Origin of the sequence: Nocardia mikamii NBRC 108933 (assembly GCF_001613505.1) — a bacterium.
Classification (GTDB): Bacteria; Actinomycetota; Actinomycetes; order Mycobacteriales; family Mycobacteriaceae; genus Nocardia; species Nocardia mikamii.
The window spans coordinates 36,692-51,482 of sequence record NZ_BDCM01000007.1; the positions used below are offsets into that span (position 1 = coordinate 36,692).

General features: G+C 68.2%; 18 protein-coding genes. 6 read left to right on the forward strand and 12 right to left on the reverse strand.

Annotation, left to right across the window (positions count from 1 at the left end):
• Nucleotides 1–12: 12 nt before the first annotated feature.
• From NMI01S_RS09655 to NMI01S_RS09670, 4 genes are all read left to right on the forward strand, one after another.
• On the forward strand, nt 13–747 hold the full coding sequence (locus NMI01S_RS09655) for a DUF8020 domain-containing protein (RefSeq protein WP_062995779.1): 735 nt from the start codon (nt 13–15) through the stop codon (nt 745–747).
• Nucleotides 748–810: 63 nt separating this feature from the next.
• Nucleotides 811–1,575 carry an IclR family transcriptional regulator gene (locus NMI01S_RS09660; RefSeq protein ID WP_062995781.1) on the forward strand — a complete coding sequence of 255 codons (765 nt, stop codon included), beginning with the start codon at nt 811–813 and terminating at the stop codon, nt 1,573–1,575.
• A 102-nt stretch (nt 1,576–1,677) separates the two neighbouring features.
• The gene (locus NMI01S_RS09665) at nt 1,678–2,289 is read left to right on the forward strand and encodes a hypothetical protein (RefSeq protein ID WP_062995783.1); all 612 of its coding nucleotides are present in this window, start codon (nt 1,678–1,680) and stop codon (nt 2,287–2,289) included.
• Nucleotides 2,290–2,494: 205 nt separating this feature from the next.
• Nucleotides 2,495–3,361 carry an NAD-dependent protein deacetylase gene (locus NMI01S_RS09670; RefSeq protein ID WP_062995785.1) on the forward strand — a complete coding sequence of 289 codons (867 nt, stop codon included), beginning with the start codon at nt 2,495–2,497 and terminating at the stop codon, nt 3,359–3,361.
• 48 nt (nt 3,362–3,409) lie between these two features.
• Here NMI01S_RS09670 and NMI01S_RS09675 read toward each other — a convergent pair whose 3' ends face one another.
• The 5 genes from NMI01S_RS09675 to NMI01S_RS09695 are packed head-to-tail and all read right to left on the reverse strand — an operon-like array spanning nt 3,410 to nt 5,940.
• On the reverse strand, nt 3,410–3,985 hold the full coding sequence (locus NMI01S_RS09675; protein WP_051025046.1) for a F0F1 ATP synthase subunit B family protein: 576 nt from the start codon (nt 3,983–3,985) through the stop codon (nt 3,410–3,412).
• On the reverse strand, nt 3,985–4,485 hold the full coding sequence (locus tag NMI01S_RS09680; protein ID WP_036505341.1) for a F0F1 ATP synthase subunit B: 501 nt from the start codon (nt 4,483–4,485) through the stop codon (nt 3,985–3,987). Before NMI01S_RS09680 ends, NMI01S_RS09675 begins: the two co-directional genes overlap by 1 nt.
• A gap of 8 nt (nt 4,486–4,493) precedes the next feature.
• Nucleotides 4,494–4,745: a F0F1 ATP synthase subunit C gene (locus NMI01S_RS09685; protein WP_025352811.1), complete on the reverse strand. Its 252-nt coding sequence runs from the start codon at nt 4,743–4,745 to the stop codon at nt 4,494–4,496.
• A 56-nt stretch (nt 4,746–4,801) separates the two neighbouring features.
• The gene (atpB, locus tag NMI01S_RS09690) at nt 4,802–5,563 is read right to left on the reverse strand and encodes a F0F1 ATP synthase subunit A (RefSeq protein ID WP_174372335.1); all 762 of its coding nucleotides are present in this window, start codon (nt 5,561–5,563) and stop codon (nt 4,802–4,804) included.
• Complete coding sequence (locus tag NMI01S_RS09695; RefSeq protein WP_084512829.1) at nt 5,560–5,940, reverse strand: ATP synthase subunit I; 381 nt, start codon at nt 5,938–5,940, stop codon at nt 5,560–5,562. The genes atpB and NMI01S_RS09695 overlap by 4 nt, the downstream gene beginning before the upstream one ends.
• A gap of 879 nt (nt 5,941–6,819) precedes the next feature.
• Between NMI01S_RS09695 and NMI01S_RS09700 the strand changes: the two genes are divergently transcribed.
• On the forward strand, nt 6,820–7,923 hold the full coding sequence (locus tag NMI01S_RS09700; protein WP_167669892.1) for a glycosyltransferase family 4 protein: 1,104 nt from the start codon (nt 6,820–6,822) through the stop codon (nt 7,921–7,923).
• An 83-nt stretch (nt 7,924–8,006) separates the two neighbouring features.
• Here NMI01S_RS09700 and NMI01S_RS09705 read toward each other — a convergent pair whose 3' ends face one another.
• From NMI01S_RS09705 to NMI01S_RS09715, 3 genes are all read right to left on the reverse strand, one after another.
• The gene (locus NMI01S_RS09705) at nt 8,007–8,558 is read right to left on the reverse strand and encodes a MarR family winged helix-turn-helix transcriptional regulator (protein ID WP_218020965.1); all 552 of its coding nucleotides are present in this window, start codon (nt 8,556–8,558) and stop codon (nt 8,007–8,009) included.
• Nucleotides 8,558–10,327: an FUSC family protein gene (locus NMI01S_RS09710; RefSeq protein WP_218020966.1), complete on the reverse strand. Its 1,770-nt coding sequence runs from the start codon at nt 10,325–10,327 to the stop codon at nt 8,558–8,560. The genes NMI01S_RS09705 and NMI01S_RS09710 overlap by 1 nt, the downstream gene beginning before the upstream one ends.
• A 363-nt stretch (nt 10,328–10,690) precedes the next feature.
• Nucleotides 10,691–11,728: an AraC family transcriptional regulator gene (locus tag NMI01S_RS09715; RefSeq protein ID WP_157126114.1), complete on the reverse strand. Its 1,038-nt coding sequence runs from the start codon at nt 11,726–11,728 to the stop codon at nt 10,691–10,693.
• A 136-nt stretch (nt 11,729–11,864) separates the two neighbouring features.
• On the opposite strand from NMI01S_RS09715, the gene NMI01S_RS09720 reads away from it, so the two are divergent.
• Complete coding sequence (locus NMI01S_RS09720; RefSeq protein ID WP_157104017.1) at nt 11,865–12,035, forward strand: ParB N-terminal domain-containing protein; 171 nt, start codon at nt 11,865–11,867, stop codon at nt 12,033–12,035.
• 20 nt (nt 12,036–12,055) lie between these two features.
• Here the strand turns inward: NMI01S_RS09720 and NMI01S_RS35305 are convergent, their stop codons facing one another.
• The 4 genes from NMI01S_RS35305 to fabD form a co-directional block, all read right to left on the reverse strand.
• Nucleotides 12,056–12,649 carry a TetR/AcrR family transcriptional regulator gene (locus NMI01S_RS35305; RefSeq protein ID WP_062995791.1) on the reverse strand — a complete coding sequence of 198 codons (594 nt, stop codon included), beginning with the start codon at nt 12,647–12,649 and terminating at the stop codon, nt 12,056–12,058.
• Nucleotides 12,639–13,070, reverse strand: a complete 432-nt coding sequence (locus NMI01S_RS35310) for a hypothetical protein (RefSeq protein WP_062995793.1) — start codon at nt 13,068–13,070, stop codon at nt 12,639–12,641. Before NMI01S_RS35310 ends, NMI01S_RS35305 begins: the two co-directional genes overlap by 11 nt.
• On the reverse strand, nt 13,067–13,375 hold the full coding sequence (locus NMI01S_RS09735; protein WP_157126115.1) for a hypothetical protein: 309 nt from the start codon (nt 13,373–13,375) through the stop codon (nt 13,067–13,069). The genes NMI01S_RS35310 and NMI01S_RS09735 overlap by 4 nt, the downstream gene beginning before the upstream one ends.
• Nucleotides 13,376–13,459: 84 nt before the next feature.
• Nucleotides 13,460–14,791 carry an ACP S-malonyltransferase gene (gene fabD / locus NMI01S_RS09740; RefSeq protein ID WP_062995797.1) on the reverse strand — a complete coding sequence of 444 codons (1,332 nt, stop codon included), beginning with the start codon at nt 14,789–14,791 and terminating at the stop codon, nt 13,460–13,462.

The window sequence follows — 14,791 nt, forward strand, 5'->3', positions numbered from 1 at the left end:
CGGGAGGCGAGGATGTCCCCCCGTACGATCGCCGCGCTCACCGCGGCCACCGCGGCCCTGACCGCATCCGTCACCGTCGCCACCGCGACCGCCGAGCCGCCCGCGCCGAGTATCGAAACCGTCTCGGGCGTAGTCGTTCTCAGCGGCTTCGCCGTCGGCGCGTTCAGTGCGGATGCCGACGGTTCCGTCCGCGTGACCGTGGACGGCACTCCCGTCGCTACGCTGCCCGCGAGCTTCACCGTGGACGGCATCGCCCACCGCGTCGACACCCGCATCGAGGACGGCGGGCGAACCCTCACGATGACACCGGACATCGCCAGGCGCCCCGCGGCGTCCGCGATGGAGAACCAGTTGGCGCTCAACGATTTCGCGACCATCATGTCGCGCGGGCCGGTGATCGGGACGGTCGTCGGCACCGTGCTGGGCGCGCTCGTCGGCGCCGCGGTCGGCGCGAGTACCTGCCTGGTGGTCGGGCCCGGCTGTCTGGCGACGATTCCGGCGGCCGTCCTGGCATTCGCCGGCGCGGGCGGTGTCGCGGGGACGGTGCTGGTCGGCGGCGGTGCGCTCGCGGCGGGATTGTGGAACTACCTCACGGTCCTGCAGGCCCCACCCGGACAGAGCTCCTACGCCGGACAGGGCGGGATGCTCGACCCGAACGGCACCGGCGCACCGGACGCACAGCTGCAACTGCCCAGCGGATCCGCGAACGGCCTCGGTGCGGGATCGGCGTCCGGATCCGGCGGGTGAGCCCGGCGTACCGAATGGGTAACTTGGCCGTCGCGCACCACGGGCGACTCCTACCATCGGTACATGTCCGAGGTCGCCGCAGTTCAGCTGCCTCTGACCATGCTCGAGCGCGCCACCCTGGTGATGGACCTGTTCCAGGCGCCGGACCGGCATCTGACGCTCGGCCAGATCGCCGTCCGCACCCGGCTGCCGCGCGCCACCGTGCATCGGATCGTGCGGCAGCTCATCGAACTGGAGTGGCTCACCCACGGCACGGACGGTTACGCGCTGGGCCGGCGCGTCCGCACGTGGAACGCCGATACCGCGCGACTGTCCCGGTTGCGTGCCTGCGCGGCGCCGATACTGCACGAATTGCTGCTGGCCACGGCCGCCGTCGTCCACCTCGGGGCGCTGGACGGCGGGGAGGTGCTCTACCTGGACAAACTCGGCGGCCGGGCGGCGACGGCGGTGCCCACCCGGGTCGGGACCCGGGTGGCGGCCCATCGCAGCACCCTCGGCCGGGTCGCGCTGGCGCAACTGCCGCCGGAGGATGTCGAAGCGCGGGTGACCGATGTCGAGCCCGGGTTCGATCTCGCGGACCTGCATCGGCGACTGCATCGAATAGGCTGTCGCGCAACCGATTACGACGACGACGAATTCGGATCCGGACTGGCCGCGATGGCCGTGGCCGTCGACGCGTCGGCGGCGGTGGGTGTCGTCTGTGATCGTCCGGCGGCGCTGCGGCGGATCGCACCGCGGGTGCGGGCAGCGGCCGCCGAGATCCGTGGCGGGCTGACGCCGCGGCCGCGGCAGGTGAGCGATCACCATCGCCCGCGACCGTCACGATGACGGAGTGGTCTCGATCGCGCCGACTCGCCGCACCGCCGCTAACACACACCGGCCGGGCGCGGATCACACGATGACGGCACCGATCGCATCAGGAGACCGCCCATGCGCTCCCACACTCGACTTCCTCATTCTTCCGGCCACCAGCGGATCCGGTTCCCGGATGTACTCCGCGTCGTCGCCGTCGCGACCGGCGTCGCAGTCGCCGCCACCCTCGTCGCCTGCTCGACCGACTCACCGGCCTCCGAAGGACCGAATACCGTCGGCTATCGGTCGATGACGCAAGCGCCCGCCGTGCACACCTCCGGCGACACCGACGACGGCTCCGGAGGTATCGAGCCGACACCGTCCGGACCCGCCGAAGTACCCTCCGCACCGACCGACTTTCCCGTCGTCTCTCCGTCCAGCCCGGCCGCCGGCGACCGTCCCACGGCCGGCACCGCCTTCCCCGGCGAAGGCATCAGCGGCGAGGCGGCCGAACAATTGCAGCAGTCGGCCGATGCCGGTCACCAGCCGTGGCGGCTGGACGAGGACGCCGTCGCGCGCGCCTTCGTCTCCGGGCGCTTCGGCTGGTCGCGGCCGACGATCACCCACGACGGCGCCTACCTCGCCGTCGTGACCGGGCCGAACGGACAACGCGTCTCCCTGCAGTTGTCCCAGCCCGCCCGCAAGAACAACGGCGGCGTGTGGGCCGTCGAATCGGGCATCTGGTTGTAGTGCCCGCGTCGGGGATGCTGGGGAGATGCGTGTGCTGGTGGCCGAGGACGAGCCCGGCTCGCCGTGACCCTGCGGCCATTCCCGGCGTCGCCTACAGCCATGCGAAGGCCGCCCGGACCGCACCGGCGCAGGCCGGCGACGATCTGGTCCGCGTCATCGGATAAGCCCTGGGAGAACATCGCGCCCGGGCTCGTAACCTGGATTCATGCCCGAGCTCGCGACCCTGCCGACGACAACCGGCCTCGATCGTGCGGTGGAGGTGCTGGCGGGCCGGCGGATCGTGGTTCTGACCGGGGCCGGTATGTCCACCGACAGCGGTATCCCCGACTATCGGGGGCCGGATTCGCCGCCCCGCAATCCGATGACCTATCAGCAGTTCGTCGGTGATCCGGTATTCCGGCAGCGCTACTGGGCGCGCAATCACGTCGGCTGGCGGCGTATGGACGCCGCGCGGCCCAATCTCGGGCATCGCGCGCTGGCCCGGCTCGAACGTGCGGGCGTGGTCGGCGGGCTGATCACGCAGAACGTGGACCTGCTGCACACCAAGGCCGGCCACCGCGCCGTCATCGATCTGCACGGCAGCTATGCGCGGGTGCGCTGCCTGTCGTGCCACGGCCTGATCTCGCGCATGACACTCGCCGACCGGTTGGAGGCGGCCAATCCCGGCTTCGCCGAACTGGCGACGGCGACGGGTATCGAGGTGGCGCCGGACGCCGATGCCGTGGTCCGCGAGACCGACAGTTTCCGCATGGTCGACTGCGCCGGCTGCGGCGGCATGTTGAAGCCGGATATCGTCTACTTCGGCGAGAGTGTCCCGAAAGATCGTGTGGCCGAGGCGTTCTCGATGGTCGACGCGGCCGATGCGATGGTCGTCGCGGGTTCCTCGCTGACGGTCATGTCGGGGCTGCGATTCGTCCGCCGCGCCGCGAAATCCGGTAAGCCGGTCGTGATCGTGAACCGCGGCGCCACGCGAGGTGACGAATCGGCCGCCGTCCGTATCGATTCCGGCTGCTCACCCACCCTCGCGGCGCTCGCCGACGCGCTGATCCCGGCCGCCACCGTCTCCGTATGAAACGAGTAGCCGGTGGACCGTGGTCCACCGGCTACTCGCACACGATGTTCAGTTCCAGCCCGGTTGGGCCTGCCGTTTGACCGACGACGAGTTCGCCAGGATCTCCAGGTCCTCGAGGAACCGTTCGATACTGTCCGACTTGGCCTCGGGGGTGGCCACCTGGTCGCGCACCTTCTCCTCGGTGATCGCCAGCATCGCGGCCGCCAGATCCGTTTCCAGATCGCGCACCATCTGGCGACGCAGCTGGGCGACCTGATCGCGCCCCTGCCGGCGCACCCGTTCGACCTCCGCCGCGGCCGCTTCTCGCATCTGCGCCACGATGTACTCGGCGTCGGCGCGCGCGTCGGCGCGAATCTGCTCGAGTTCGGTGTGCGCTTCGGTGAGGGCGTTCGCGTAGGAGCGCTTGGCCTCCTCCAACTGCTGTGCGGCGTGATCGCTTTCGGTGAGCTGCTTGGCGATCGCGTCCTGGCTCTTGGCCATCAACCTCTTCACCGGCGGGACGACCCATTTCCAGATGATGTAGATGATGACGGCGAAGCCGAACAGCTGACTGAAGAAAACCGGCCAGTCGAAGGTGATCTGGTATCCGCCTGCGGCAAGCACACCGCCGCTGGTGTCAATCATTACGAATCCCTGCCCCTCCTACGCCCGGCGGTGCCGGCGTGGCGACTGTCACCGATCACCTGATCGGCGAGCGATTGGGCCAGCGGCTCGACCTCGAGTCGCAGCTCGGACTTGACGCGGTCGGCCTCGGCGCGCAGATGGGCAGCGGATTCGGCGACGATGCCGTCGACCTCCTGCTGTGCCTGCGTCCGCAGGTCGTCCATGATCGCCCGGCCCTGGGCCCGTGCCTCGTTGCGGATGTCGGCCGCCTCGGTACGGGCCTGTTCCAGCGCCGTCTCATATTTCGCCTGGGCGTCGGCGAAGACCTGTTTCGCCTCTTTGGCGTTGGCGGCGGTCGCCTCCACCCGCTCCTCGCGTTCGGTCAGCACCTTGCGGATCGGCGGAACGACGAAGAACCAGATGACTCCGAGCACGATCAGGAAAATGATCAGCTCGACGAAGAAGGTGCCGTTGGGGATGAGGAAGTTCCCCTCGGCCACCACATCGGTTCGCGCGGACATCTCGCCGATTACTTACCGGGAGTTGCGAATACGAACAGCGCCATGAACGCGAGGTTGATGAAGTACGCGGCCTCGACCAGACCGACGGTCAGGAAGAAGTTACCGCGCAACCGGCCCTCGGCCTCGGGCTGCCGGGTGACGCCGTTGATCAGTGCCGAACCGGCCAGACCGTCACCGATACCCGCGCCGATGGCGCCACCGGCCATGATGAGGCCGCCGCCGATGAGGGCACCCTGGACGATTGCTGGATCTGCTGCCATTTTCTCTTCCTGTTCTCCAACGTTGACCGATCGGTGGGGCCGATCGGGACTGCCGTTCAGTGGTTTTCGTGCTCCAGCGTCATGGATTGGCTGAAGTAGAGGACGGTCAAAAGCGCGAAGATGAACGCCTGAATGGCGCCGACGAACAAGTCGAACAACTTCCAAATGGCGTTGGGGCCCCACGCGATCCAGTACGGGAACAGTGCGATCACCGCGACCATGACGCCGCCGGCGAACATATTTCCGAACAATCGCAGCGACAGCGACAACGGCTTGGCGATCTCTTCGATGATGTTGATCAACACCATCGGCCCCCACCCCGTGTGGCCCTTCAGCAACTGTTTCACGTGCGTCACCGGACCGCGGCGTCTGACACCCGCGGCGTGGTAGAAGACGAAGACGAACAATGCCAGGGCGTAGACGAAATTGACATCGGAGGCCGGCGGGAAGATGAATTCGCCGCGGCCGTACTGCATCGGCAGCACCGATATCCAGTTCGACAGCAGGATGAAGGTGAAAAGCGTTACCGCCAATGGCAATACGAAGGGCGCGATACGCATGCCGATCGCGGACTCCACCTGCCCGCGCATCTGCACGGTGACGGTTTCGAAGAACAACTGGACGCCGTTCGGTACGCCCGAGGTGATCTTCATGCGAAGGAAGAGAGCCAAGGCGATGACGATCACCGCGGCGACCGCCGTCGAGAGGATGGTGTCGACGTTGAACGTCAATCCCCAGAGTTCGGTGGTGGCGTGGTGACCTACTTCGATCTTCGGCTCTTCATCGGCCAGGATCATCGTCGCGATAGTGCTGCTCATGACTGCTGACGGAGCCCTCTCCACTCGGGCACGACGGTATGCAAGACGAGGATCACCTGGAACAACGCGAGTCCGAAGAAGATGCCCACACCGTTCGGGCGCGTCAGGAACGCCACGATGATCGCCAGCACGGTGACGATGATCAGCCGCGCGGCCGTGGACAAGGCCAGCGTCTGCTTATTAGGCGATTCCGAGCGGGTGATGCCGGTGACCGATCGCAATGTCAATTGCGCGTTCAGCCATCCCAGCCCCAGTCCGATACAGATGAAAACACCCAACATCAACCGATCCAGCGGACCGGTCACCACCAAAGCCAGCACACCGAATGCGGCTACCATGTAGCTCGCACGGCGCAGCCGGAGTTTGTCGATACTCACTGCGACACCACCATCGCCGCCATCCCACCTCGTAGTAGGTCGTGATCGAGGTCAGCTTACACAGACCAACCTTCTTGCGTAGCAACATTTTTGATCTTCATATACTTGATCTTGAATTTTGCGCCGGACACTCCGGGCGAATAGGCTCAGTCATCGACCGGCTATCGCCTTCTACGCCGTACGACCTGCAAATGAGAGCGCTTTCCGGAACATTCGGACGCCGCTCGCAGCGGCGCGGCAATGGTAAATCAACGGTCAATACTCTGCCGTGAAACGGTAAAATCATCGGCGCGTCGCAATTGCAATTTGTCTATATTGCCCGAATTGCCGAGATTTCGATTCGTCGATCCATCTATGCCTTATATATGTGCGCCCCGGGCGGCCGAGGGCGGTGCGGCCGAGGCCCGCCGCCGACCCCGGACACCCCGGCAGGGGCGGCGACACGGTCCGCCGCGATGTCCTACCGCTCGGCAATCCGACCCGTCGGCCCAGGTCGGGTCGCACAAATTTCGCGTTCTACCAGGCATTCCCGGACAATTTACTGCCGAGGGGTTACCGTGACGTCTGCTGGGTACATCACCCACCGGGTCGCTCCGGCCCGCCCGATGAGGGAAACCGAAGTCCCGAGAGACGCCTGGTGGTTTCTGGTCTCTCGCCATGCTTGGTCGCAGCTTCACACGTTGAGGAGGCAGTACCATGAGCAGTAACCCGTCAGGCTCGGATTCCTCGGGTCCGTCCGGCTCCAGTCCCGTCGAGTACGACGACTCCCTGCACTACCCGGAATCGGCGTACTCGGCCTCGTTGGAGGACGCTTCACTGGCGGACTCGGAATCCTTGATCTACCGGCTCCACGAATCCGGCGCGCCCTTGCACATCGTGATGGTCGCACCGCCGTACTTCGAAGTGCCGCCTGCCGGTTACGGCGGCGTCGAAGCCGTGGTGGCTCAACTGGCGGACGCACTGGTAGCGCGTGGGCACAAGGTGACCCTGCTGGGCGCCGGCCGCTCCGGGACTACCGCCCGGTTCATCCGGGTATGGGACGACATCCTCGCCGATCGCCTCGGCGATCCGTTCCCGGAGGTGCTCAACGCGCTCAAGGTTCGGCGCATCATCACCGAACTGGCGCAGACCGAACGGATCGATGTCGTCCACGACCACACCTTCGCGGGGCCGCTGAACGCTCCGATGTACACCGCCCTCGGCATTCCGACCGTGGTCACGGTGCACGGTCCGGTCGACGGGGAAGCACAGGAGTACTACACCTCGCTGACCGATACCGCGCAGTTCGTCGCGATCAGCGATCGGCAGCGCTCACTCGCGGAGAATCTCAACTGGGTCGGCCGCGTCTACAACACGGTCCGCCCGGCCGAATGGCCGTTCCAGACCCGCAAACAGGACTTCGGCCTGTTCCTGGGGCGCTACGCCCCGTACAAGGGTCCCGATCTGGCCCTGCACGCCGCGCACGAGGCGGGGATCCCGCTGGTGCTGGCGGCGAAGATGAACGAGCCTCCGGAGAAGGCCTACTTCGAAAACGCGGTGCGGCCGCTGCTGCGCGACACCGATTTCGTCTTCGGTGAGGCCGATCAGATCGCGAAACGGCTGCTGCTCGCCTCGGCGCGCTGCCTGCTGTTCCCGATCCGCTGGGAGGAGCCGTTCGGCATCGTGATGATCGAGGCGATGGCCTGCGGCACCCCGGTGGTGGCTCTGCGCGGCGGCGCGGTCGAAGAGGTCGTCGACCACGGGGTCACGGGCATCATCTGCGACGATCCCGCCGAACTGCCCGCGGCCATCGCCGCGGCCGAGGAGATCGACCCGGCCGCCTGCCGGCGCCGGGTGGTGGAGAAGTTCTCCGTCGACCAATTGGGCGCCGGATACGAATCCGCCTACTACGCGGCGATCGACAAACTCGCCGGTGTCCCGGTACCCGTCGCATCCGACGGTGTTCCCCTGATCCGCCCGCTCTCGGCCGTCGGAAACGGCTGATTCGCAGGCGAATCCACCCGCATCCGGTCCGCGTCTCGCACGACCGGATGCGGGCGTCCTCGCCGACCGAGCAGCTGCGGGCATCAGCGGGGCAAGCCGCCGAAGCGCCCTTCCCACCGCACCAGCACATCGGCCAGGATGCGGGCGAGTTCGCGCTGGTCGTCGTCCGGTAGTCCGGACAGCAATCCCGCCTCGTAGGCCAGCTGTCGCGGCATCAGCCGATCGATCAGCGCACGGCCGTCCGCGCTCAGCGCGATATGGGAGACCCGCCGGTCCCTGGTATCGGCCCGCCGGCCGACGAGCCCGCGCTCTTCCAATCCCCGCAGCCGTTTGGTGACAGCCGCGGGCGAGGCGAACGTTTCGCGTGCCAGCCGGCCCGGCGTGAGTTCACCGCCGACGCGCCGCAGCGCCAGCAGAATGTCGAATTCCGGTCGGGCCAGGTCCTCGTCGCCGAGTGGTGCGTCGGCGACCTGTTGCAGCAGCGCCGCACAGCGAGTGATACGGCCGATCACCGCGATCGGACTCAGATCGAGCTCGGGCGCGGCCCGCGCCCACTGCCGCATCACCTCGGCGACGGCATCGTCTGCGATGTCGGCGACGGCGCCGCGCGTTCCGGCCGGAGTCCGCGCGGTCATCACGACACCGCCGCGAGGGTCCGGACCGGCAACCGATCCAGCAGCTGATGTCCGGTGCGTTCCGCGGCGACGATGCGTTCGTCGGGAAGCGGCGCCCTCCACCACTCCCCCGCGGCGGTGTCGGCGCAGGTGCGCACCTCGATCAGGGCGGCCGCGAGCCGAGCCCGGTCGGCGGGGCCGCCGGTACCGGAGTCCACCGCCCGGCGGGCGCGGCCGATCGCGGCATCGAGTTCGCCGAGCGCCGCCGCCACCCGGTCGGTGACCCGGCGATTGGGTACGGCGAAGCAGATCAGCACGGCGATCACGGCACCCACGCAGGTGTCGAGCCAGCGATCGAGTCCGAGTTCGGAGGCCGGTCGCGGCGTGGCGAACTCCACCATCGCCAGGGCCATCGGTGTGATGAACACCGAAGCGATCCAATAGTTCCGGGAGATGGTGGCCTCGACGACGACCTGACAGACCAGAGCCATCACCACCAGCGCGACGGCGCTGTGCGCCCACGGCGCCACCGCTGTGAACAGCGCGACGCCCACCAGATTGCCCAGCACGCGTTGCACAGTACGCTGCCACGACTGCGCGGTGTTGGCGACGATCAGAACGGCGGCGGTCATCACCGCCCAGTACGGGCGATTCACGCCCAGCGCCAACGAGATCCAGCCCGCGGCCGCGGAACCGAGGGTGACGCGGGCGGCGAGCGGCAGTCCGGCGGCGCCGGGCAGGAAGGCACGGCCCACGCGCCGAACCGCCGCACCGCGGGCGCCACCGGTTCGGCCGAGGCCGATACCACGAATCTCGGACTCTTCGGCAGCGGCGCAATGGATCCGGGGTATCTCGCGGCCACGGCGCAGGGTGCGGGCGTATTGCTCGAGGGTGCCGGCGCCGGACTCGGCCTCGATTCGGGTTCGCTCCCGTGTCGTGAAATCCGTTTCCGCCCCGGAACTTCCGGCATCGGAGGGATACCGGGCCAACCCGGAATCGGCGGGCCTGGTTGTCGCGGCGAGGGTTTCGGCGCGGGCCAGCAGACCGGCCAGCGCGGTGCGTTGTGCCGCGGTGCGGGCGGTCGCGGGCACCCGGGTCAGCGCGGTCCATCCGGCCTGCACGGCGACCGCCGCGTCGTGCCGGGCACGCGGTACTCCGGCATCGCCGAGCGGCACCCGCAGCAGCCGAGCGGTCGATTCGAGGGCGCGCGCCACGGCGAGACGCTGTGGCCCGTGCGGGCGGATCAGCGCCGGGGCCATACAGACACACCACGCCAGGACGCCGCCCAGCAGGATCAGGGCGAGGTGGCCGGGAAGTTGCCCGGCACGCTGCGGGATGAAGGCCGCGCTGGAGACCACGAAGGTGAAGATGATGTTGCCGGGCGGCCCCATCCGGGAGGCATCGCACACCAGCTTGTACAGCCCGGCGAGCACCGCGATCACCAGGACCCGCGCCGCCGCGGATTCGATCAGCGCCGACGCGGTCAACGCGACGGCGGTGCCGGCGAACATCCCGAGCACCACCCAGGCCAGCGTGCGGCCGCGGGCGGCATACGGCAGGCCGTGCCCGTACAGGGCGCACAGACCGCCGGCGCTGGTGTAGAAGGCCAGCTGCACCTGCCCGGTGGCCAGCAGCACGACCTCCGGCCCGCCGATGGCGATCACCGCGCACAGCGCCGCCTGATACCAGGTGTCGGCGACCGGGCGCATCCGGAACACGCCTCGCAGCGACAGCATCCGCAGGGTGGTACGGAGACCGGCAGCCGAGGAGGAGGGAGCACGATGCGACACCCGATAAGGTTAACAGGTATTTTACTAGGAAACTATATGACAGGCAGCACTCACTCCGGGAGTGCGGGCGACCAAGGGAACATGGACGGACCCGATCGCCCGCCGGGATGGACGCGGACGGCGGCGGCCCGGATTCCCGGCGGAGCCGCTGTGGAAGCCGGAGGGGCACCGGGTGGTTTCCCGGCGAGCGGCCCCCACGCCACCCAGCGCAATTCTTCGGCATTCGGTCGCCATATTGCGAATGCAGAATGTGGACGGCGAAAAAGGCCGCAGCGAGTTATCCGGAACACGGTGCCACACATTGTTCCGGGCACCGGAAATCACGGATTCCCGAAATCCGAATACGGGTCAGGACACGATTCGCTATCGATTTCGAGTCAGCGACTGGCGGTATGCCCGCGGCGACATCCCCATCCACCGGGTGAAGGCATGAGTGAAATTGGCCGTTTCCGCATATCCGAGCCGGCGGGCCACATCCTCGACCGTCGAGCCGGCGCGCAGCAGTTCCGCCGCGGTGCTCTCCCGCACGGTGTTGAGCAGTCCGCGGAAGCTCGCGCCCTCGGCGGCGAGCTGGCGGCGCAGCGTTCGGACGTTGATGTGCAGCTCAGCGGCTACCTCGGCCATCGACGGCACCGAACCCGGTTCGCGCAGCAGGCGCTCGCGCACCAGCGTCGACAACTTCCAGCCGCCGTCCAGTAGCACCTGCAGCGCCTCACGGCACTGCCGTTCGATCAGGTTCGCGGTATGCGAATCGGCATGTGGCATGCGCAGATCCAGGAACGAACGCGGCAAGACCAAAGCGGTCCGCGGACAGTCGCTGAGGACGTTGTCGACCGAGGCGAACTCGGCCAGCGCGGCGGCCCGATCGGCACCCAGTTCCAGTTCCAGGCGTACGGCGGGGATGGTCACATCGAGCGCCCGCTCCGCCACGAAGATCAACGCCACCTCGCGTTCGACGAAGTATCCGCGCAGGTCCGCGGGTATCGCCGAGCCGTCGGCAACCAGCGCGACCTCGTCGCCGCCGGACTCCTCCAGGTGATAGCGCGCCGCCACCGAGACCAGATCCTGGTAACGGACCGCGATGTTCAGCACATCGCGCATGGTCGCGCTGGCCAGGGCCGCGAGGCCGACCAGACCGGCCTTGCCGAGGGATGCCTGGGCGGCGGTCTGCACGCCGAGACCGGGCCGGTCGCCGACCGCGCGAATCAGATTGCGCGCGACCGCGAATTCTTGATCCGGCCAAATTCGCACCTGTTCATCGGCCAGATCCGCGGGTTCGATTCCGGTGCCCGCCAATAACAGCGGTTCGTCCAATCCATGCGCGACCCCGACACTCACCATCATGCGCACACTGACGCTGCCGTGCGGCAACACATCGGACGGCGTACCGATCCCAACCACAGTCCGAAATTACCAATATTCGGTCCGTTCGGCACATTCCGGCCCCGAAAGCAGGGGCATAACCTCGACAGACCGACATCGGCACGGGATGGCCGATGGGCAGGCAGGGATCGAGGAGGGCGACTACACCGTGGATATGTTCAGCACTTGTTGGATGGAACCGCTCGACCTCACCCCGCAGAAGGCCCATCAGATCATGCAGATGCACCGGGGCTGCCGCACCGACGAATGCCCGCGCCGGCGCGCCGCGTTGCGAGTGCTGGTCGAGGAAGGCCGGCTGATCCCGGATTCCTCACGGGTGCACTGACGACGGACCAGCGGTGGTCGCTAGTGCGCCCAGCGATCGGTCCAGCCACGCGCGATCCGGCGCGCCCGGGCAGGCGGCATGCGATCGGGTTCGGTGAGGACCGCGAGCGTCAGCCCGTCGAGCAGCGCCAGCAGTTCCGCTGCGGCATCACCGGATTCGGTGGCACGTTCCGGATGCACCGCGACCAGCGCCCGGGCGATCAGATCCTCCGTGCGCTGCCACTGGGCGCGATGCAGCGCCGCGATCTCGGGGTCGTGGGCGGCGCGCGCGACCAGCGCGAACCACACCCGGGCGAGGCGATCCTCGCTGTCGGGGGCGATGAGCAGGTCGACGAGGCGGGACAAACGCTGCGCCGGCGGGAGTTGCGTCACCGCCGCCGCATCGAAACGGTGGGCCGCATCGTCCCGCACGTACTCCCAAACCCGTTGCAGGAGTTCGTTTTTCGTCGCAAAGTAGTACTGCACCGTACCGATCGACACCTCGGCGCGCGCGGCCAGCGTGCGGATGCTGACGCCCTCGATACCGTCCTCGGCGATGACATCGGCCAGCCGGTCGAGCAGGTGGCCACGACGGTCCGTCGCGGTTCCGTCCGCCCCGGTCCGCTCAACGCCCACCGCGTCGACTCCTCTCCCGCTGATCGCGAGCCCGATAGTAGCGCCACGCCCGCGCTCCCACTCGACGCGCCAGCACCCCCGGTTCCCGGCGGCCGTCGCCCCGGCAGGTCCGCTCCACGACGGCCGCGAAGAACAGCAGCAGCACTCCGGCACCGCCCAGACCGAAGTAGACGGTGTCGCCGAGCAGGGTGACGAGCATGCGGGCCGATTCGTGCTCCGGCCCCGGCAGGGCGGGCAGGACAGCGTCGAGTTGCACCAGGCGTACGCCCTCGGCAACCAGCCACACCACCGCCGCCGCGGCCAGCGACCATCCGGCGATGCGATAGCTGCGCGCCAATCGGGACGCGGCCACCAGCGAAACCCCTGCCAGCACAACCATTGCCAGTTCCCCGGCGCCGAACACCACCTGCGCGCCGCTCATCGCATCTGCTCCGGCCGCGCCGGACGGCGCAGGATGGCGACCAGCAACAGCGCCCAGGCCAGCACCAGCAGGAGATTGCGAACGCCGCCGCCGAACTCCATGCGATGCGTCAGGCCCTCGGCGCCACCGGAACCGAACCACATCGCCCGGCTCGTGACCAGCCCGACCACCGAACCGATCATTGCCACCACCCCGCCGAGTACCGCACTGCCGAAGGCGCGGCCCAGTCGCCGGCGGTAGTACAGCACGATCGCCACACCCAGTACCGGCGCGCACAGGCCGAGCAATTCCACGAGACGAAACACCGCCGCCCACCCCTTTCATACGTTCGTATGAGACCTACCATACGAACGTATGAGGCGTCGGTCAATACGACCGTATGAGATCGGTCAGGGTCTGGCGAAGCTCCATTCGTCGCCGTCTGGCCAGACGACGCGGGAGCCGTCGCGGCGGCGCATGGTCCCCGACGGGTCGACGATCCAGTCCGCCGGGTCGAAACCCTCACCGCCGGTGGCCGGGTGCTCGACGGCGGTGTGGTCGCGGCGCATATAGGCGCCGTCCTCACGCGGCGTCCAGACGGCCGGATCGTAGGTGCGCAGCGCGTTGTCCGCCGTGATCACCGCCATCGGGCCGTAGCGACGCAGTCGCGAGCCGTCGGAACGGGTGGTCCAGGCCGCGTCGGTCATCGGCTCGGCTTCGTCGGTGCCGGCCCACACGATCTCGGAGGTACCGGGCGCGTACAGGTCGCCGCGGTCACCGTGCTGCCAGTACCCGGGCTCGTGCCGCAGCCACGGCCGGTCACCGAGGAGGTCGACGACGGCGTCGAGATCCCGCGGCTCACCGAAATGCGCTGTGCCGATGGCTTTTTCCGATCGGCGCAGCATGGATGTGAGACGCGCGCCTGGCCCGGCTTCGATCACGTACCGAACACCGCGCGCCGCCAGTCCCGCCATCACCACATCCCAGCGCACCGGTGCGCAGATCTGCGCGGACAGCGCGTCGACCGGGTCGGCGTCGGTTCGCCACCGCCCGGACGTGCCCTCCACCACCGGAATTCGCGGCGGCGTGAATGCGGCGCGAGCCAGTTCGGATCGGAACGCGGCGGCGGCCGGTGCCATGAGCGCGCAATGGAACGGCGCGCTGACGTCGAGCGCACGGGTGATCGCCCCGCGTTTCTCGGCGAGTTGCCGGGCCCTGCCGACCGCGCCGGTGTGCCCGGAGAGCACCACCTGACTCGCGCCGTTGTAGTTGGCGACCGCGACGACCTCGGATTGCGCCGCGGCGGTGCAGATCCGGTCGACCTCGTCGGCCGCGAGACCCATCACCGCCACCATCGCGCCCGCACCCGGCGGCACCGCTTCCTGCATCAGGGCGCCCCGGCGACGCACCAGGCGCACCGCGGTCTCGACGTCGAGGGCGCCGGCACAGACGTGGGCGGTGATCTCACCGAGGCTGTGCCCGGCCACGACCATCGGATGAACGCCGGTCTCCGACACCAGCACTCGATAGGCGGCCACACTGGTGGCCAGGATCGCGGGCTGGGCGTATTCGGTCCGGGCCAGCTCCACCGGGTCGCCGCCGAAGCACAACTCGCTCAGGCCGAAGTCGATCGCCGCGTCGGCACGGTCGAATATCTCGCGCGCGACCGGATAGGCGTCGGCCAGCGCCTTGCCCATGCCGGGGAATTGCGCGCCTTGACCGGGAAATACGAATGCGAGCAT